This is a genomic window from Allorhizobium sp. NPDC080224 (genome assembly GCF_050281005.1).
Classification (GTDB): Bacteria; Pseudomonadota; Alphaproteobacteria; order Rhizobiales; family Rhizobiaceae; genus Allorhizobium.
In genome coordinates this window covers 2429565-2448146 of record NZ_JBNNWJ010000001.1, presented here as the reverse complement: position 1 = coordinate 2448146, position 18582 = coordinate 2429565, and the positions used below count along the sequence as shown (strand labels likewise).

The window sequence follows — 18582 nt, the reverse complement described above, 5'->3', positions numbered from 1 at the left end:
ATGCGATAGGCGCGGCTGGGTGTAAAGCGAAAAAATCAAGGAAATCGGGCATTTCGCAGCCATGCGAGCTTCAAATCCGAATATAATCGTTTCAATCGCGGCCGGGTGACGGGATGGCTTCTGTGGATAAGCGATTGGAGCCCGTGCCGGGCGTCGGGGCAGTGCGAGTTCAGCGAAACCGATTCAAGATGAAGAAACTTTAATCCTCGCTTTCGGGCCCGACTCCTTGCTTTTTCTGGGTATATTTGGTCAAGCTTTCAACATGATCTTCGATTTCGCTTGTGAACAAATATCGTCATTCTGGGACCGTTTGCTCGGCGCAGTCGGTGATGCGGCCGGCAACGTCATCGGCAGCATTGTCGAGGCCGTGCGGACGATGTTCGAAGGCGACCCGGAAACACGCCGGCGCGTTTCCTTCTCCGTGGCGATCATCGCTCTTTCGGCGAAGATGGCGAAAGCCGATGGCGTCGTGTCGAATGCCGAAGTCGAGGCCTTCCGGAAGATTTTCGAATTCCCGCCAGAAGAGGCCCGCAACGTGGCCCGGCTTTACAATCTCGCCCGCCAGGACGTCGCCGGTTTTGAGACCTATGCGAAAAACCTCGCTGGCATGTGCCGGACTTGCGATGATTTCTGCCCGGTGCTCGAGGATATCATCGATGCCCTGTTCCATATCGCCAAGGCTGACGGCCTTGTGCATGAGAAGGAGCTCGACTTCCTCGCTCGTATCGCGGAGATCTTTGGCCTCTCGGAAGAGCGGTTCGAGGCGATCACCGAGCGGCACATCCATCAGGACGGCGATCCCTATGGCGTGCTTGGCGTAAAGCCATCGGATGATTTCGCGACGATCCGGAAGCGCTACCGTGCTCTGGCTGCCGAAAATCATCCGGACCGGCTGCATGCCCGTGGCGTGCCCACCGAGTTTCATGCCGTTGCCCATCACCGCATGGCGAAGTTCAACGCCGCCTATTCGGCGATCGAAAAGGCGCGCCGCGCCGCATGACGTCCTTCCAGGCCGATTATCGCGGTGCGGAAGTCTCACCGTCGCCCAACCACAATGAACGGGTGGGCATCGACCGTCCGGATATCCTGCTTCTCCACTACACAGGCATGCCGTCGGCCGAGGGTGCTCAGGCCTGGCTCTGCAATCCCGAAAGCCAGGTGTCGAGCCATTACATCGTGCATGAGGACGGTCGTGTCGTGCAGATGGTGCCGGAAGATCGACGGGCCTGGCACGCCGGCAAGAGTGTCTGGGGCGGAGAGACCGACATCAACTCCCGGTCGATCGGGATCGAGATCGCCAATGCCGGCCATCCCGCCGGGCTTCCGGATTACCCGGATCGGCAGATCGAAACCGTCATCGAATTGTGTCTCGAATGCGTCAAACGGCACGATATTGCCCCCGAAAGGGTGCTTGCCCACTCCGATGTAGCCCCCATTCGCAAGGTCGATCCCGGTGAAAATTTCCCCTGGGATCGGCTGCATCGGGCAGGGGTCGGGCACTGGGTCGAACCGGCTCCGATCGGCGGCGGACGCTTCTTCCAGCGCGGCGACCGCGGGCAGCCCGTCGAGGCCCTGCAATCGATGCTGTCGCTCTACGGGTACGGTCTTGAGATTTCTGGTGAATTCAGCCCCCAGACCGAAGGTGTTGTCGCCGCGTTTCAACGGCATTTCCGGCAAGCCAAGGTTGACGGTGTTGCCGATAGCTCGACCATCGAGACCCTACACAAGCTCCTGACCACCCTGCCGCGTTTCGCCTGATTAAGCCACATCCTGCGCTGTTTTTGGACCAACGAAATCAACGCGCCGGAGAGCGATTTGTTGCGGTGCCACAGGAATTCCTCATTGGGCCGCTCTAAGGGACGGGCTGAACGGCGCTTGAGGTTCGCAGACGGACCTGGCGCAAACATCAACTTGAGAGACCCGGACTGGCGGCCTGACGAGGGCTCGCGGCGTTGAACTGCGCCCGCTTTGACGCGCGTGGATTCCGGTGGCTCGATTGGAGACTGAACCTTCTCATGACACGACGACTTGTTGCTGCCGCGGCATGCATTGCCCTTCTGTTGACTCACGCCCAGTCCGCGCTTGCCGGTAGCGAGGAGCGCCGCTTCAAAAAGCCCCTCAAGACGATTACCCGCGATGCCGGTTATCCGGCCGCACCCTCCTTCTCGAAAAGCCCCTACAGCGCGATCATCACGAAATATGCGAAGAGCTACGGGGTCCCGGTCGATCTGGCCCATGCCGTCGTTCGCGTCGAGAGCAATTTCAATCCCAAGGCGCGCGGCAGTGCCGGCGAAGTGGGTCTGATGCAGATCAAGCCGGCGACAGCGCGGGCCATGGGCTATCGCGGCAAGACCAAGGGTCTCTACGATCCCGAGACCAATATCCGCTACGGCATGAAGTATCTCTCGATGGCCCATGAGCTGGGTGGCGGCGAGACCTGCGGCACCATCCTGCGCTACAATGCCGGCCATGGCGCCAAGCGCATGAACCCCATCTCCAAGCGCTATTGCGGCAAGGTTATCGCCTTGATTGGAAACTGAGAAAGAGCTGTGCCCTTGCCGTTCCTGTGACTGGACACGAGGGCTCGTCATGCTATCACCGGACGCAACGTAAGGATGGTGACGCATGATTGAGCGGTTCAAGTCGATAGTCGTTGGTCGAGGCATGATGGGGGCTGCTGCTGCCCGATATCTTGCGCTTCAGGGCGATGGTGTCGCCGTCATCGGACCCGACGAGCCGAAGGACTGGGCGAACCATCACGGCGTCTTTGCCAGCCATTACGACGAGGCGCGGATCACCAGGACGATCGATGCGAACCCCGTCTGGGCAAGGCTCGCCAACCGGTCCATTGCGCGCTACGGCGAGATCGCTGCTGAAAGCGGGATCGACTTCTACGAGGAGGTCGGCTGCCTGATCGTCGGACCGGCGCGCGGTGGGGCGGATCCCTATGTCGCTCAGGTCGAGGATGCGGCAAGACAGCTCGGTGTGTCCATCGAGATGCTGTCGGATGCGGCACTCAAGGCCCGGTTCCGCTATTTCGATTTCGGTGCGCAGTGCGAAGGTGTCTACGAGCAAAGCAATGCCGGCTACGTCAATCCGCGCCGGCTGGTCGAGGCTCAGAGCCTGCTTGCCGAAAAGGCCGGCGCCAGGGTTATCCGCCGAACGGCGGTCTCCGTCAGGGAAGAGGACGGTTTCGCGATTGTCACCACAGATGATGGCGCTGTCTATTCGGCCGAACGCGTGCTGGTAGCCGCAGGCGGCTTCTCGATAAATGAGAACCTCCTCCCGCGACCGCTCGATCTCAAGGTCTTCGGGCGGACTGTGGCCTTCTTCGAAATCCCGGATGATGAGCTGGAAGCCTATCGCGGCATGCCGTCGCTCATCCATCAGCCGGAAAATCCCGTCGATCACATCTATCTTCTGCCGCCGGTGCGCTATCCCGATGGCAAGACCTATCTGAAGATCGGCGGCGATCCGGATGATTTGCAGTTGGAGGCCGAACCGGAAATCCGCGCCTGGTTCCGGCGTGGTGGTCGTCTCACGACGCGCGATCACCTGCATCGGATCATCACGCGTCTCGTGCCGTCGCTTGCAGATGCGCCGCTTTCCATGGCGGCCTGCGTCACGTCGTTCACGCCGGAAAATTATCCGGCCATTGGCTTTGCGAGCGAGCGCATCGCGGTTCTGACCGGCGGCTGCGGTGCAGCGGCCAAGAGTTCCGACGAGATTGGACGGCTCGGTGCCGAGCTTATTCAACACGGCCGAATCGTCGACGATGTCTATGGCGCCGTCTTCCGGCCAGTGTTCAGAGACTGATTCACCAAAAGCGGCCAAGTGGCCATCCGCGCACGGTTTTCGTTGGCATTCGGGGCAAGGGTCGGTTAAGGACCCCTTGCCAGTTGGCCGGGCAGCCGCGCTTTACCAATGCCGAAAGGCGGTAGGGTGAGGAAAGTCCGGGCTCCACGGAAACACGGTGCCGGATAACGTCCGGCGAGGGCGACCTCAGGGAAAGTGCCACAGAAAGCAAACCGCCTCGCTTGCGAGGTCAGGGTGAAAGGGTGGGGTAAGAGCCCACCGCGTCGCTGGCAACAGGGACGGCACGGCAAACCCCACCGGGAGCAAGACCGAATAGGGATGACACGGGTGGTGCGTAAGTACTGCTACAGCCTGTTTCCGGGCCAGTCATCCGGGTGGGTTGCGCGAGGCAGCGTGTAAACGCTGTCCCAGATGAATGGCTGCCACGTTCCGGGAAACCGGGGCCATACAGAACCCGGCTTACAGGCCAACTGGTAAATTTCCCCTTTTTCGACTTTTCGGCGAACCACCTGAAATTTCAGGTGGTTCGCTATTCTGCGTCGTGGATCACGTTCACGGCAGCCGGCTGCGAAAAGGCGTCGGAAAACAGCGGTTTCTAACCATTCGTTAAGCTTAACCGCCTATCAATGTTTGAATCGCGGAAGAGGTTCATCCCGGCCGTTCCCATTGACGCCCATATTGTCCCATGGTATCCCAATCGCATGCCGTTGCGGGGGTCGTTTCATCCCCGAAATCTCGTGAAGCAGGTGCTTCCTCTCGCCTTTCGGGCGGGTGTGTTGCGGGTTCGACGGTTGGCGTAATCAGGTGTGTTCCAGGGTCTCTGATCGGCCCTGCATCCAAGGGGGGGCTGGTTGTCAGTGATGAGCCGCTTCCTGTCCAACGCGACAAACAGGATCGATGCGAAGGGGCGGGTTTCCGTCCCTGCGGCGTTTCGTGCCGTGCTGGTGCAGCGCGGAATTCAGGAGCTTTATTGTCTCCAGGATTTCGTCTATCCGGCGGTCAACATCGGTGGTCCGGATCTGCTCGAGCGGTACGAGCGGAAGATGGCAGCCGAGGATCCCTTCGCGTTGGAGGCGAACGAGATGTCGCTGTTGCTTCATGGTGGCGGCGTCTTTGCGCGACTCGATGCCGAAGGGCGATTGGCGGTGACGGATTTTATCCGGGATTTCACGGGGATTTCCTCGGAGGTCTGTTTCGTCGGTCGTTCGGATCATTTTCAGGTGTGGCAACCGCAGGCGTTTCACGAGGCGCAGGCGCGAGCCAGAGAGGTGGTCAGGCAACGAGGCCTGCGCACATAGAAAGACGGGGAAACGGAATGGCGGCGAACTTTGGCGAAGGTTTTTCCGATGCCGATGGCGGACCGGTTCGTCACATTCCGGTTCTTCTTTCGGAGGTCCTGCAGTCGCTTGACCCCGAGCCCGGCAAAGTCATTCTCGACGGTACCTTCGGCGCGGGTGGTTACACCTCGGCCATCCTCGGCAAAGGTGCCGATGTCATTGCGCTCGACCGCGATCCCAACGCCATTGCCGGCGGCAAGGATCTGGTCGAATCGAGCGGTGGTCGGCTCGTCCTCCATCACACGGAATTCTCCAATCTCGCCGAGTTCGCGCCGGAAGGCGGTCTCGACGGCGTCGTGCTCGATATCGGCGTGTCCTCGATGCAGATCGACGAGGCCGAGCGCGGCTTCTCGTTCCAGCGCAACGGCCCGCTCGACATGCGCATGGCCGTCTCCGGCGTTTCGGCAGCCGATGTCGTCAATCGTGCCAAGGTCTCCGATCTGATCCGGATCTTCGGCTTCCTCGGCGAAGAGAAACACGCAGGGCGTATTGCCCGCGCCATCGAGAAGCGCCGCGCTGTCGAGCCTTTCCAGACAACCCGCGAACTTGCCAACCTCATCGAGACCGTCAATCCGCGAAAGGCGAAGGACAAGATCCATCCGGCAACGCGCGTCTTCCAGGCGCTTCGCATCTACGTCAACGACGAGCTCGGGGAACTGGCGCAGGCGCTGTTTGCGGCGGAGCGGTCGCTCAAGCCAGGCGGTCGCCTTGTTATCGTGACCTTCCACTCGCTGGAGGATCGCATCGTCAAAAAATTCTTCTCCGAACGGTCCGGCAAGGCGTCAGGCTCGCGCCATCTTCCCATGGTCGAAGCGCGACCGGCAACCTTCGAACCGGTCGGCAAGGGCATGGTGGCAGCCAGCGAAGAAGAGGCGGAGATGAACCCCCGCGCCCGTTCCGCGAAGCTGCGCGCCGGCATCCGCACCTCGGCACCCGCCGAGCGGGCCGACATGTCGATCTTCGATCTGCCTGACCTTGCCACTCTCGAAAAGATCGGAGGCTGACAGTGCTGAGAACCTTCGACTTCCTGATGATCGGAGCCATGCTGGCCGCAGCCACCGTGACCTACCAGATCAAACACAACACGGATAACAAGGCGGCCGAAGTCCGTCGCCTCGAGGCCGAAATCAAGCTGGAGAAGGATACGATCGACCTCCTCAAGGCCGACAAGGCGCTGCTCACCCAGCCGAACAGGCTCGAGCGCCTGGTTCAGGCCTACGCCGCCGAGCTGCAGCTTGTGCCGACGGAGCCCAGCCAGTTGGCGCGGCCGATGGAGCTTCCCATGCTCAAGGATCAGTTGCCTGTGCCGGAAGGCGAAGAGGGGCCGGTGAGCGCGGAGGCGCCCTCTGATCCCATCAAGGACCTCATCACGACAGGATCGGTGGACCGCTGATGACTTTTCTTTCGCGAATCATGTTGTTGAAGAGCCAGGCGCATTTTTCGACCGATGTGCAGCGCGGCGGTGCCGTCGTGAACGGCGCGACCTTCAAGGGTACCGGCAAGCGCAAGTCAGAAATGGCCAAGACCCGCGTCGGGCTGATGATCGCGACCTTCTGCGTCGCCTATGCCGTCATCGGCGGACGTCTCGTGCAATATGGTCATGCGCAGCCGGAAACCGTGTCCAGCATCCTGCCGGCCGACCGCCTGATGGCCTCGCGCCCTGATATCCTCGACCGCAATGGCGAAGTGCTCGCGACCGACATTCGCACCGTTTCGCTGTTTGCCGAACCGCACAAGATCGTCGATGCGGACGAGGCGGTCGAACGTCTGGCGACCGTTTTGAAGGATCTCGATGTCCGGGACACGTATCGCAAGCTCTCGTCGAATTCGCGTTTCCAGTGGTTGCGCCGTCAGCTGACCCCGAAGCAGCAGAGCCAGATCCTTGCGCTCGGTATCCCCGGCATTGGCTTCCGTCCGGAGAAGCGGCGCTTTTATCCGGGCGGTGCGACCGCCTCGCATATCGTCGGCTACGTCAATATCGACAATCGCGGCATGGCCGGAATGGAGCGTTATATCGACAACCAGGGCATGGCGGATCTGCGGGCGCTCGGCATGACCAGCGACACGCCTTTGGAACCCGTTCAGCTGTCGGTCGACATCCGGGTTCAGAATATCCTGCGTGATGCGCTGGTCACGGCGGTCACCAAGTATGAGGCGATTGCGGCCGGGGCCGTGGTGCTCGACGTGCATACCGGTGAAGTCGTGGCGATGTCTTCGATCCCCGATTTCGACCCGAATCGGCCTCAGGAGGGCGCGCAGGAGGGCTGGATGAACCGGATGACGAACGGTACGTTCGAAATGGGTTCTACCTTCAAGACCTTCACGACGGCCATGGCGCTCGATTCGGGCAAGGTGTCGATGAAGGACAGCTTTGACGCGCGCTATCCGATCCGAATCGGCCGGTTCACGATCAAGGATTTCCACGGCAAGCACCGCGTCCTGACCGTTCCGGAAATCTTCCAGTATTCGTCCAATATCGGCACGGCCCGCATGGCCGAAGTGGTCGGCACGACGGCGCATCAGGAATTCCTGACGCGGATCGGGTTGTTGACCAAGTTGGAAACCGAGCTGCCGGAGGTGAAGACGCCGTCGCAGCCGCGTGAATGGAAGCAGATCAATTCGATCACCATCTCGTTCGGCCACGGGGTCTCGACCACGCCCTTGCAGACGGCCGTCTCCGCCGCTGCCCTGGTCAACGGCGGCAAGCTTATCTCTCCGACCTTCCTGACCCGCACGCGCGAACAGGCTGAAGATATTGCGCAGGTCGTGATCAAGAAGCAGACGAGCGACGATATCCGCCATCTGTTCTGGCTGAACGGCAAGAGCGGCTCGGGCCGGCATGCGCTCGTCGAGGGCTTCGATGTCGGCGGCAAGACCGGGACGGCGGAAAAGGTGGTCAACGGACGCTATTCGAGCGACCAGAACTTCAACTCCTATGTCGCCGCCTTCCCGATCGAAAACCCGCAATATCTCGTGCTGAGCTTCATCGACGCACCGAAGACGGGCGAGGGCGGTGGCCGGACCGCCGGTCTGACCGCAGCGCCGATCGTTGGCGAGATCATCCGCAGAAGCGCCGCAATTCTTGGTGTAGAACCCAAATACGGGGAAGACGGCTCAGCGTTGCTCGTCTCTTATTGATCAGATCGACTACAGGCGGGGCGATTCGCGCAACTTGCCCCTCAAGGATGGACTGCAAAATGCTTTTGGGTGGACTGGCTGGCGAGGAGTTTGGGGAACAGGTGGCAGCCAGTGGCGCTGCAGACGTCGAGGTTCGCGGACTTTCCGCCGATAGCCGCAAGGTCGAGCCGGGCACCGTGTTCTTCGCCCTTTCCGGTTCCAAGGCCGATGGTTCGGCCTATGTCGCCCAGGCGGTCGAGAAGGGCGCTGTTGCTGTGGTGGCATCGCATGCGCTCGATGCGACTGTACCGGTCGTCATCGTCGACCATCCGCGTCGCTTCCTCGCGCTTGCCGCAGCCCGCCTCGTCGGGCGCCAGCCGAAGACCATGGTCGCTGTGACCGGCACCGCAGGAAAGACTTCCGTTGCCTCCTTTACGCGCCAGATCTGGGCCGAAGCCGGCCATGCCGCCGCCCAGATCGGAACGACGGGCGTGATATCGCCGAAGCGCAACGATTACGGTTCGCTGACCACGCCCGATCCGCTGGCCCTTCACACGCTTCTTGGCGAACTTGCCGATGAGGGCGTGACCCATGCTGCGATGGAAGCCTCCAGCCATGGCCTTGACCAGAGCCGACTCGACGGCGTCGCCCTGTCGGCTGCCGGCTTTACCAATCTCGGCCGCGACCACATGGACTATCATCCGACCATGGAAGATTACATGGCGGCGAAGATGCGGCTCTTCGATACGCTGCTGCCGAAGGGCGCGCCTGCGGTGATCTTTGCAGACGACGCCTGGTCGGACGAAGCGATCCGGGCCGCCAAGGCCTGCGGCCACGAAGTGCGAACCGTCGGCCGCAAGGGTGATTTCCTCAGTCTCAAGCGGGTCGAGCATTTCCGCCACAAGCAGGTCGCCGAAGTGCATCATGGCGGTGACATCTATGAGGTTCACATTCCACTCGCCGGCGATTTCCAGATCGCCAATGCGCTTGTGTCCGCCGGCCTTGCAATCTCCACCGGCGTTTCACCGGCCGTGGCGTTGAAGGCGCTGGAACATCTGAAGGGTGCCTCCGGCCGCCTCGAGCTGGTCGGCCAGACCAAGGCCGGTGCGCTCGCCTATGTCGACTACGCGCACAAGCCGGAAGCCCTTGAAAATGTGCTGACTTCGGTTCGCCCTTTCACGACTGGTCGTGTGATCGTCGTGTTCGGCTGTGGCGGAGACCGCGACAAGGGCAAGCGACCGATCATGGGCGAGATCGCCTCGCGGCTCGCAGACATCACCATCGTCACAGACGACAATCCGCGCTCCGAAGTGCCGGCGACCATCCGTTCCGAGATCATGGCGGCAACGCCCAAGGGTATCGAGATCGGGGACCGTGCCCAGGCCATCCGGGCGGGTGTCGCGATGATGTCGACCGGGGACACGCTGATCGTTGCGGGCAAGGGGCATGAGGAAGGACAGACGGTCGGAGCCGAGACGCATCCGTTTTCGGACCGTCAGGAAGTCCGCAAAGCCTTGGAGGAGTTTGACCGTTGACCCTGCTCTGGACCGCGCGTGAAATGGTCGTCGCCATGGGCGGCAGACCCTTTGGCAATCTGCCGGAAGGTGTCACCGGCATTTCGATCGACAGTCGGACGATTACCCCCGGCGAAGCTTTCTTCGCCATCAAGGGCGACCGCGTCGATGGTCACAACTATGCCAGCATTGCCATCGCCAACGGGGCTGCCCTGCTCGTTGTCAGCGAGGCCAAATTGCCGGCGCTCGGTCGGCTGACAATCCCGATGATCGTCGTCGAAGACGTTCTCGTCGGCCTGCAGAAGCTCGGCATGGCCGCCCGCGACCGCACGCCTGCGACGGTCATTGCGGTCACCGGCTCCGTCGGCAAGACGACCACCAAGGAGATGCTGCGCGCAACACTTGCGCCGTCCGGCAAGGTGCATGCGTCCGTCGCCTCCTTCAACAACCATTGGGGCGTGCCGCTGACGCTCGCCCGCATGCCTATCGACACCCGTTACGGCGTGTTCGAGCTTGGGATGAATCATTCCGGCGAGCTCGGGCCGTTGTCGCGCATGGTGCGGCCTGATGTGGCGGTCATCACGACGATCGCGCCGGCGCATCTCGGTAATTTCGCCAGCGTCGACGAGATCGCCGACGCCAAGGCCGAGATCTTCGAGGGTGTCGTCAATGGTGGCGACGCGATCCTCAACCGCGACAATCCCTATTATGAGCGCCTCGAACAGGCGGCACTCGCCCAGGGTATCGAAAACATCCATAGTTTCGGTCAGCATGCCAAGGCGGAGTTCCGGCTCGCGGAATTCGATGGCGCTGCTGAACTTTCCACCGTTTGGGTCTCCTTCGGGGGCGAGACGCGCGAAGTGACGATCGGTGCGCCGGGGCGGCATCTGGCTGAAAATGCCATGGCCGTTCTTGCGGCGGTTTCGCTGGTCGGTGCCGACATCGACGCTGCGATCGAAGCCCTTGCAAACCTTGCTCCGGTCAAGGGGCGTGGTGAACGGCACAGGCTGCAGATGCCCGATGGCGTCCTGACGCTGATCGACGAAAGCTATAATGCCAATCCCGCCTCGATGCGCGCGGCGATCGCCGTGCTTGCATCGGCCCAGCCGTCGGGCGAGGGGCGGCGGATCGCCGTGCTCGGCGACATGTTGGAGATGGGCGAATTTGCTTCCAGTGTTCATGCCGAGCTTGCTGGTCCTCTCTTGGCCGCCGGTATCGAACATGTCTGGCTCGCGGGCCCGGAAATGGTGGCGCTGCGCGACGCCTTGCCGGAAACGGTTCACGTCGTCTATCTCGAGACCACGGAGGAGCTCGTGAATTTCGTTACCGCCGAGGTCCGCGCGGGCGATGTCGTGATGGTCAAATCTTCTCTCGGCATCGGTTTCGGCAAGATCGTATCGGCTCTGCTTGACAAGTATCCGGCATTCACCGACACGGAGCGCCACTTTTAATCCGGGCTTTTGGAAAGGGCTCCAATGCTGATCTGGCTTGTGGAACTGGCGGATAACCTTCAGTTTTTCAATCTCTTCCGTTACATCACCTTCCGCACCGGGGCTGCTCTCTTCACCTCGGCACTGGTGGTTTTCCTGTTCGGCCCGGCCATCATCTCGTCCTTGCGCGTGCGCCAGGGCAAGGGGCAGCCGATCCGCGCCGACGGACCGCAAACCCATTTCAAGAAGGCGGGAACGCCGACCATGGGCGGTTTGATGATCCTCGCCGGGATCGTCGTGTCATCGCTGCTCTGGGCGGATCTTTCGAACGTCTATGTCGTCGCGACACTGCTGGTCACACTCGGTTTCGGCGCGATCGGCTTTTATGACGACTATCTCAAGGTGACGAAGCAGACGGAAAAGGGCTTTTCCGGCAAGGCGCGTCTGGGTATCGAGTTTTTGATCGCGGGCATTGCGGTCTATTTCATGATGTCGACGGCGCTCAGCTCCGGCCCGCAGGGCTCGACTTTCGGTTCCTCGATCGCCTTCCCGTTCTTCAAGGACTTCCTGATCGATCTCGGAATCTTTTTCGTGCTGTTCGGCGGCTTCGTCATTGTCGGTGCTGGCAATGCGGTCAACCTGACTGATGGTCTCGACGGTCTTGCCATCGTGCCCGTGATGATCGCGGCTGCCTCCTTCGGCGTCATCGCCTATCTCGCCGGAAATGCGGTGTTTTCCAACTACCTGCAGATCAATTTCACGCCGGGGACGGGTGAACTTGCCGTGGTGCTGGGCGCCGTGATCGGTGCCGGCCTCGGCTTCCTGTGGTTCAACGCACCGCCGGCTGCTATTTTCATGGGTGATACGGGGTCGCTCGCGCTCGGCGGTCTGATCGGCTCGGTGGCTGTTGCCACCAAGCATGAGATCGTCATGGCAATCATCGGCGGCCTCTTCGTCATGGAGACGCTGTCGGTCATCATCCAGGTCGGCTATTTCAAGCTGACCGGCAGGCGAGTCTTCCTGATGGCGCCGATCCACCACCATTTCGAGAAGCTCGGCTGGACCGAGAGCCAGGTCGTCATCCGCTTCTGGATCATCGCGGTCGGCTTGGCCATGCTCGGCCTCTCGACCCTGAAGCTGCGGTGAGGCGGCGATGATCGCGGCCACGACGTTCAAGGGCAAGACCGTCGCGCTGTTCGGGCTCGGCGGGTCCGGGCTTGCGACCGCAAAGGCGCTTCAGGCCGGTGGCGCCAATGTCATTGCCTGGGACGACAATCCCGACAGCGTGGCGCGGGCAGAAGCCGAAGGCGTACCGGCCCGGGACTTGCGCGAGATCGACTGGTCGTCGGTCGCGTCCTTTGTGCTGTCACCTGGCGTTCCGCTTACGCATCCGAAACCGCACTGGACGGTCGGCTTTGCCCGAAATGCTGGCGTGGAGATCATCGGCGATGTCGAGATCTTCGTGCGCGAGCGGCGGGCGCATGCGCCCGATTGCCCGTTTATCGCGATCACTGGCACGAACGGCAAGTCGACGACCACCGCTCTCATCGCCCATATTCTCCAGGCAAGCGGTCGCGACACGCAGCTTGGCGGCAATATCGGCCGTGCCGTGCTGACGCTCGATTCGCCCCGGGATGGCCGCTTCTTCGTCGTCGAGTGCTCGTCCTATCAGATTGATCTTGCCCCGACGCTCAATCCCACCGCCGGCATCCTGCTCAACCTGACGCCCGATCATCTCGATCGTCACGGTACGATGCAGCACTATGCCGATGTGAAGGAACGCCTGGTCGCCGGTGCCAAGACCGCGATCATCGGCACCGATGACAGTCATTGCGAGCTGATCGGTGACCGGGTCGAGCGGGCAGGGACCAAGGTCATCCGGATCTCGAAGCGGCAGCCGCTCGCTGATGGCCTCTATGCCGAGGGCTCGCGTATCATGCGGGCCGAGAACGGAGCGTCGGCGCCACTGGTCGATCTCGACGGGATCCAGACGCTGCGCGGCAGCCATAATTCCCAGAACGCCTGTGCCGCGATTGCGGCTTGCCTTGCGGTCGGCGTCTCCGAAGACGAGATCCGCAAGGGACTGCAGAGCTTTCCCGGCCTTAAGCATCGCATGCAGCCTGTGGCGCGTCGCGGCGAGGTGGTCTTCGTCAACGACAGCAAGGCAACCAATGCGGACGCGGCGGCACCGGCCCTTTCCAGCTACGAGCGGATCTACTGGATTGCCGGTGGCCTGCCCAAGGAAGGTGGCATCGCAAGCCTCGCACCACTCTTCCCGCGCATCGTGAAAGCCTACCTGATCGGTGAGGCTGCGTCGGCCTTTGCGGCTCAACTCGGCGACCGCGTGGCTTATGAGATCTCGGACCGCCTGGAGCGCGCCGTGGCGCATGCCGCTCATGATGCCGATCGGGATGGCGAAGCTTCGGCCGTGATGCTTTCACCGGCTTGCGCAAGCTTCGACCAGTACAAGAATTTCGAGGTCCGCGGCGACGCCTTTGTTGCGCATGTCGCAGATCTGGACGGAGTGACGATGCTGATCGACCTGCCGACAGGAGGCAATTGAGATGGTAAGCCGCGTAGAGAGAGGGCCGGTCGCAGACTGGTTCTGGACGATCGACCGTCTGTTCCTGATCACCTTCGTTCTCCTGATGGGGATCGGGCTGATGCTCTCTTTTGCGGCCTCACCGGCGGTTGCAGAACGCCTTAATCTCGACAGCTTCCACTTCGTCAAGCGCCACGCCTTTTTCATGCTGCCGGCACTCGGGGTGATGATCGGCCTGTCCTTTCTGTCGCCGCGTCAGGTCCGTCGCATGGCCATGCTGATTCTGGCAGCCTCGCTGATCATGATGGTGCTGGTGCTTTTCATCGGTCTCGAGGTCAAGGGCGGACGGCGCTGGCTGTCTTTGGGCTCCATGTCGATCCAGCCTTCGGAATTCATGAAGCCGGCCTTCGTCGTGATCTGCGCCTGGTTGTTCGCCGAACATGCCCGCCAGCCTGAAATTCCAGGCAATCTCTTTGCCATCCTGCTGTTTGGCATCGCGGCCGCCCTCCTGATTGCCCAGCCTGACCTCGGTCAGACCATCCTGATCGGCAGCGTCTGGGGCGCGATGTTCTTCATGGCCGGCATGCCCTGGCTGTGGATCGTGGTCCTCGGCGCGCTCGGCGGTGCTGGCTTCTTCGGGGCCTATATGACCCTGCCGCACGTTGCCGGCCGAATCGACCGGTTCCTGACCGGCGAGGGGGACACCTTCCAGGTCGATACCGCCCGCGAGGCCATCATTCGCGGCGACTGGTTCGGCCAGGGGCCGGGCGAGGGTATCGTCAAGCGCATCATTCCCGACAGCCATACCGACTTCATTTTCTCGGTCGCGGCCGAAGAATTCGGCATCGTCTTCTGCATGGTGCTCGTCGCGATCTTCGCCTTCCTTGTCCTGCGCGGCCTCAGCCATGCCTACAAGGAGCGCAACGACTTCAACCGTCTCGCCGTGTCCGGTCTCGTGCTGCTGCTCGGCGTTCAGTCGATGATCAATATCGGTGTCAATCTCGAACTTCTGCCGGCCAAGGGCATGACGCTGCCGCTCATCTCCTATGGCGGATCGTCGATGACGGCGATCTGTGTCACGGCCGGCTTCATCCTGGCGCTGACCCGCCGCCGTCCGGAAAAACGCGCCCAGGAGCGCAGCCTGTTCCGTTCGGTCGCGGGCGTGCCTGCGGAGTAAAGCGTCATGACCAAGGGTATCGTCTTGCTCGCCGCCGGGGGAACCGGCGGCCATCTCTTTCCGGCCGAAGCTTTGGCGCATGAATTGAAGGCGCGTGGCTTTAGCGTTCATCTGGTGACCGACCGGCGTGCCGAACGTTACGCGGCAAGCTTCCCGGCCGATGAGATTCACACCGTTTCGTCAGCGACGATCGGCTCGAAGACCCCGGTCGCCGTGGTCAAGGCGTTCCTCTCGCTGTGGCGTGGTTATCGCGAGGCGCGGGCACTTGTTTCCCGTTTGATGCCGAAGGCCGTCATCGGTTTTGGTGGCTACCCGACCGTTCCGCCGCTTTTCGCGGCCGCTGGTCTCGGCGTGCCGACAGCGGTGCATGAGCAGAATGCCGTGATGGGACGGGCAAACAAGCTGCTCGCCTCACGGGTGCGGGCAATCGCGGGTGGTTTTCTGTCGCCCGACGGCGAACACAAGGCCAAGATGGTGCTGACCGGCAATCCGGTACGGCCTGCCGTCATCGCGGCTTCCGCCCAGCCCTATGTGGCGTCCGGCGCCGGCGAAGCCTTCAATCTCGTGGTCTTTGGCGGAAGCCAGGGCGCTCAGTTCTTCTCCGACGCCATTCCCGGCGCCATCCGGCTTTTGCCCGATGCGCTGCGTCAGCGTCTGGTCGTGACGCAGCAGGCGCGGCCGGAAGATCGCCAGAAGGTGATCGACAGCTATGCGACGCTCGGCATTGGCGCCGATGTGGCACCATTCTTTACCGACATGGCGGAGCGGCTGGCAGCCGCCCATCTCGTGATCTGCCGCTCCGGGGCTTCGACGGTCTCCGAACTCGCGGTGATCGGTCGCCCGAGCCTGCTCGTGCCCTATCCGCATGCGCTCGACCACGACCAGGCCGCGAATGCAGCGGCGCTCGCGGCACAAGGCGGGGCGCAGGTGATTGCCCAGGCGGATCTCTCCGCCGAGCGCATTGCCGACCTTCTGACGACAGCGATGGAAGAGCCGGAGCGGCTCGGAACCATGGCGGCCGCTGCGAAAAGCACGGGCAAGCCCGATGCTGCCGGCTTGCTCGCAGACCTCGTAGAGGCTATTGCCGCCGGCAAGGGCATTGCCCAGTCGAAGGGAGCCACACAATGAAAATGCCGAAAACCATCGGCCTCGTCCATTTCATCGGGATCGGCGGCATCGGGATGAGCGGGATCGCCGAGGTGCTGCACAATCTAGGACACAAGGTGCAAGGGTCGGATCAGTCCGAGAGCGCCAATGTCCAGAGGTTGCGCGCCAAGGGCATCGAAGTCTTTGTCGGTCACAAGGCCGAGAACCTCGGTGACGCTGAAGTCGTTGTTGTCTCGACCGCGATCAAGAAGAACAACCCGGAACTGATTGCCGCGCGTGAGAAGCTCCTGCCGATCGTCCGGCGCGCCGAGATGCTCGCCGAGCTCATGCGCTTCCGCAATGCGATCGCGATCGGCGGCACGCATGGCAAGACGACGACCACCTCGATGGTTGCCGCTCTCCTGGAAGCCGGCAATCTCGACCCGACCGTCATCAATGGCGGCATCATCAATGCCTATGGCACCAATGCCCGCATGGGTGAAGGTGAGTGGATGGTGGTCGAGGCGGACGAATCCGACGGCACCTTCCTGAAACTGCCGGCCGACGTCGCTGTCGTCACCAATATCGACCCTGAACATCTCGACCATTACGGCACCTTCGACAATGCGCGGGCGGCTTTCCGGCAGTTTGTCGAGAACGTGCCGTTCTACGGTTTTGGCGTGATGTGCCTCGACCATCCGGAAGTGCAGGCGCTGGTCAGCAAGATCGAGGACCGCAAGGTCATCACCTATGGCGAGAACCCGCAGGCCGACGTGCGCTTCTCCAATGTGCGCCTCGATGGCACGCGCTCGATCTTCGACGTTGAGATCCGCCGTCGCCGAACGGGGCGCGTCTTCACCTTCAAGGATCTCGTGCTGCCGATGCCGGGTCGACACAACATCTCGAATGCCTGTGCAGCGATCGCGGTTGCCAATCGCCTCGACATTTCGGAAGAGGGTATCCGCAAGGGGCTTGCCGGCTTCGGTGGCGTCAAGCGGCGCTTCACCCTGACGGGCACATCGAATGGCGTGCAGGTGTTCGACGATTACGGGCACCACCCGGTGGAGATCAAGGCTGTGCTCAGAGCGGCGCGCGAAGCCTGTCAGGGGCGAATCATCGCGGTGCATCAGCCACATCGCTTTTCGCGCCTCGCCAGCCTCTTTGATGATTTTGCCAACTGCTTCAACGATGCCGACACGATCTTCCTCTCGCCGGTTTACGCTGCGGGCGAAGATCCGATCGAGGGCATCGATTCGGAGGTGCTGGTATCGCGCATCAAGTCTGGTGGTCATCGCGATGCGCGCTACTTGGCCGCGCCGGATCAGCTCGCCTCTCTCGTCGCGGGCATTGCGCAACCGGGTGATTTCGTGGTCCTGTTGGGGGCCGGCAACATTACCCAGTGGGCTGCTGCCTTACCGACGGAATTAGATGCAATTGCGGGAAAGTCTTGAATGAAACAGGTGGATGGGGAAAAGCTTCTGGCGTCGCTCGGCCCTGAAGTTAATGATCTCAAGGGGCGGCTGACGCCTGATGCGCCGATGGACCGGGTCACCTGGTTCCAGGCCGGCGGGCTCGCGGAGCTGATGTTCCAGCCGCATGACGTTGACGACCTCACCAGTTTCCTGAAGCTTCTGCCGGAAGAAGTGCCGCTGACGGTCGTCGGCGTTGGATCGAACCTGCTGGTGCGCGACGGTGGCATTCCCGGCGTCGTGATCCGTCTGTCTGCCAAGGGGTTCGGCCAGGTCGAACTTGCGGGCGAGAACCGCATCCGAGCTGGCGCGATCTGCCCGGACAAGCATATCGCTGCCATGGCGATGGACAACAATATCGGCGGATTCCACTTCTACTACGGCATTCCCGGTTCGATCGGTGGTGCGATCCGCATGAACGCTGGCGCCAATGGCGGCGATACGGCCGGCAGGTTGATCGAGGTCGAAGCCGTCGATCGCAAGGGCAATGTCCACGTCCTGTCGAATGCCGACATGGGCTACAGCTATCGCCATTCGTCAGCACCGGACGGCCTGATCTTCACCAGTGCGCTCTTCGAAGGTTATCCGGAAGAGAAGGCGAAGATCCGCGCCGACATGGATGCGGTCCGTCACCATCGTGAGACGGTGCAGCCGGTCAAGGAAAAGACCGGTGGCTCGACGTTCAAGAACCCGGAGGGGCATTCCGCCTGGGAGCTCATCGACGAGGCCGGCTGCCGCGGGCTGATGATCGGCGGTGCGCAGATGTCATCGCTCCATTGCAATTTCATGATCAATGTTGGCCACGCAACCGGTTACGATCTCGAATATCTTGGCGAGACCGTGCGTCAGCGGGTATTCGAGACCGCAGGCATCAAGCTCGAATGGGAAATCAAGCGCCTCGGCATCTTCATGCCCGGCCGCGAGGTGAAGCCGTTCATGGGGGTTGTCGAGGCCTGATACTGCGCCCTTTTCCTACGAAGTTTTAACTTCGCTCGATTAGGCTCCCCGGAGGTTCGGGGAGTTTCATGTTTGATCTGGTGCATGTCTGGGTAATCCGGCAGCTCACGCTTGGCGAGTTTTCCTCGCGGCAGGCG

Annotated in this window: 16 protein-coding genes and 1 other RNA gene; all 17 read left to right on the top strand. The window is 61.8% G+C overall.

Annotated elements, in window-relative coordinates; genetic code table 11:
* The first annotated feature begins 262 nt into the window (after nt 1-262).
* The 17 genes from ACQKP1_RS12210 to murB all read left to right on the top strand — a co-directional run bounded on the left by ACQKP1_RS12210 (nt 263) and on the right by murB (nt 18445).
* Nucleotides 263-1000: a J domain-containing protein gene (locus ACQKP1_RS12210; protein ID WP_203016642.1), complete on the top strand. Its 738-nt coding sequence runs from the start codon at nt 263-265 to the stop codon at nt 998-1000.
* Complete coding sequence (locus tag ACQKP1_RS12205; protein WP_427275427.1) at nt 997-1758, top strand: N-acetylmuramoyl-L-alanine amidase; 762 nt, start codon at nt 997-999, stop codon at nt 1756-1758. Before ACQKP1_RS12210 ends, ACQKP1_RS12205 begins: the two co-directional genes overlap by 4 nt.
* Nucleotides 1759-2015: 257 nt before the next feature.
* Nucleotides 2016-2540, top strand: a complete 525-nt coding sequence (locus ACQKP1_RS12200) for a lytic transglycosylase domain-containing protein (protein ID WP_427275426.1) — start codon at nt 2016-2018, stop codon at nt 2538-2540.
* An 85-nt stretch (nt 2541-2625) separates the two neighbouring features.
* Nucleotides 2626-3816, top strand: coding sequence for an NAD(P)/FAD-dependent oxidoreductase (locus ACQKP1_RS12195; protein WP_427275425.1), 1191 nt, complete (start codon nt 2626-2628; stop codon nt 3814-3816).
* A gap of 79 nt (nt 3817-3895) precedes the next feature.
* Nucleotides 3896-4294, top strand: an RNA gene (gene rnpB / locus ACQKP1_RS12190) — RNase P RNA component class A.
* 382 nt (nt 4295-4676) lie between these two features.
* Nucleotides 4677-5114, top strand: a complete 438-nt coding sequence (mraZ, locus tag ACQKP1_RS12185; protein ID WP_006725930.1) for a division/cell wall cluster transcriptional repressor MraZ — start codon at nt 4677-4679, stop codon at nt 5112-5114.
* 17 nt (nt 5115-5131) lie between these two features.
* Nucleotides 5132-6157 carry a 16S rRNA (cytosine(1402)-N(4))-methyltransferase RsmH gene (gene rsmH, locus ACQKP1_RS12180; RefSeq protein WP_427275424.1) on the top strand — a complete coding sequence of 342 codons (1026 nt, stop codon included), beginning with the start codon at nt 5132-5134 and terminating at the stop codon, nt 6155-6157.
* A gap of 2 nt (nt 6158-6159) precedes the next feature.
* The gene (gene ftsL, locus ACQKP1_RS12175; RefSeq protein ID WP_006725932.1) at nt 6160-6546 is read left to right on the top strand and encodes a cell division protein FtsL; all 387 of its coding nucleotides are present in this window, start codon (nt 6160-6162) and stop codon (nt 6544-6546) included.
* Nucleotides 6546-8291, top strand: coding sequence for a peptidoglycan D,D-transpeptidase FtsI family protein (locus ACQKP1_RS12170; RefSeq protein ID WP_427275423.1), 1746 nt, complete (start codon nt 6546-6548; stop codon nt 8289-8291). Before ftsL ends, ACQKP1_RS12170 begins: the two co-directional genes overlap by 1 nt.
* 59 nt (nt 8292-8350) lie before the next feature.
* A complete protein-coding gene (locus ACQKP1_RS12165; RefSeq protein ID WP_427275422.1) occupies nt 8351-9805 on the top strand; it encodes a UDP-N-acetylmuramoyl-L-alanyl-D-glutamate--2,6-diaminopimelate ligase in 1455 nt (484 codons plus the stop codon).
* Entirely contained in the window at nt 9802-11235 is a 1434-nt protein-coding gene (locus ACQKP1_RS12160; RefSeq protein WP_427275421.1) for a UDP-N-acetylmuramoylalanyl-D-glutamyl-2,6-diaminopimelate--D-alanyl-D-alanine ligase, read from the top strand. The genes ACQKP1_RS12165 and ACQKP1_RS12160 overlap by 4 nt, the downstream gene beginning before the upstream one ends.
* A 24-nt stretch (nt 11236-11259) precedes the next feature.
* Nucleotides 11260-12360, top strand: a complete 1101-nt coding sequence (gene mraY / locus ACQKP1_RS12155; protein ID WP_427275420.1) for a phospho-N-acetylmuramoyl-pentapeptide-transferase — start codon at nt 11260-11262, stop codon at nt 12358-12360.
* Between the two features lie 7 nt (nt 12361-12367).
* Entirely contained in the window at nt 12368-13777 is a 1410-nt protein-coding gene (gene murD, locus ACQKP1_RS12150; protein WP_427275419.1) for a UDP-N-acetylmuramoyl-L-alanine--D-glutamate ligase, read from the top strand.
* A gap of 1 nt (nt 13778) precedes the next feature.
* Nucleotides 13779-14933, top strand: a complete 1155-nt coding sequence (gene ftsW, locus ACQKP1_RS12145) for a putative lipid II flippase FtsW (RefSeq protein ID WP_203016628.1) — start codon at nt 13779-13781, stop codon at nt 14931-14933.
* Nucleotides 14934-14939: 6 nt separating this feature from the next.
* Nucleotides 14940-16061 carry an undecaprenyldiphospho-muramoylpentapeptide beta-N-acetylglucosaminyltransferase gene (gene murG, locus ACQKP1_RS12140; RefSeq protein WP_427275418.1) on the top strand — a complete coding sequence of 374 codons (1122 nt, stop codon included), beginning with the start codon at nt 14940-14942 and terminating at the stop codon, nt 16059-16061.
* On the top strand, nt 16058-17470 hold the full coding sequence (gene murC / locus ACQKP1_RS12135; protein WP_427275417.1) for a UDP-N-acetylmuramate--L-alanine ligase: 1413 nt from the start codon (nt 16058-16060) through the stop codon (nt 17468-17470). The genes murG and murC overlap by 4 nt, the downstream gene beginning before the upstream one ends.
* Nucleotides 17471-18445, top strand: a complete 975-nt coding sequence (gene murB, locus ACQKP1_RS12130; RefSeq protein WP_427275416.1) for a UDP-N-acetylmuramate dehydrogenase — start codon at nt 17471-17473, stop codon at nt 18443-18445.
* The last annotated feature ends 137 nt before the right edge of the window (nt 18446-18582 follow it).

Bases quoted from the DNA above. Each gene is read 5' to 3' on its own strand.
- ACQKP1_RS12210 (WP_203016642.1), top strand. From the start codon at position 263: ATGATCTTCGATTTCGCTTGTGAACAAATATCGTCATTCTGGGACCGT.
- ACQKP1_RS12205 (WP_427275427.1), top strand. From the start codon at position 997: ATGACGTCCTTCCAGGCCGATTATCGCGGTGCGGAAGTCTCACCGTCG.
- ACQKP1_RS12200 (WP_427275426.1), top strand. From the start codon at position 2,016: ATGACACGACGACTTGTTGCTGCCGCGGCATGCATTGCCCTTCTGTTG.
- ACQKP1_RS12195 (WP_427275425.1), top strand. From the start codon at position 2,626: ATGATTGAGCGGTTCAAGTCGATAGTCGTTGGTCGAGGCATGATGGGG.
- mraZ (WP_006725930.1), top strand. From the start codon at position 4,677: ATGAGCCGCTTCCTGTCCAACGCGACAAACAGGATCGATGCGAAGGGG.
- rsmH (WP_427275424.1), top strand. From the start codon at position 5,132: ATGGCGGCGAACTTTGGCGAAGGTTTTTCCGATGCCGATGGCGGACCG.
- ACQKP1_RS12170 (WP_427275423.1), top strand. From the start codon at position 6,546: ATGACTTTTCTTTCGCGAATCATGTTGTTGAAGAGCCAGGCGCATTTT.
- ACQKP1_RS12165 (WP_427275422.1), top strand. From the start codon at position 8,351: ATGCTTTTGGGTGGACTGGCTGGCGAGGAGTTTGGGGAACAGGTGGCA.
- mraY (WP_427275420.1), top strand. From the start codon at position 11,260: ATGCTGATCTGGCTTGTGGAACTGGCGGATAACCTTCAGTTTTTCAAT.
- murD (WP_427275419.1), top strand. From the start codon at position 12,368: ATGATCGCGGCCACGACGTTCAAGGGCAAGACCGTCGCGCTGTTCGGG.
- ftsW (WP_203016628.1), top strand. From the start codon at position 13,779: ATGGTAAGCCGCGTAGAGAGAGGGCCGGTCGCAGACTGGTTCTGGACG.
- murG (WP_427275418.1), top strand. From the start codon at position 14,940: ATGACCAAGGGTATCGTCTTGCTCGCCGCCGGGGGAACCGGCGGCCAT.
- murC (WP_427275417.1), top strand. From the start codon at position 16,058: ATGAAAATGCCGAAAACCATCGGCCTCGTCCATTTCATCGGGATCGGC.
- murB (WP_427275416.1), top strand. From the start codon at position 17,471: ATGAAACAGGTGGATGGGGAAAAGCTTCTGGCGTCGCTCGGCCCTGAA.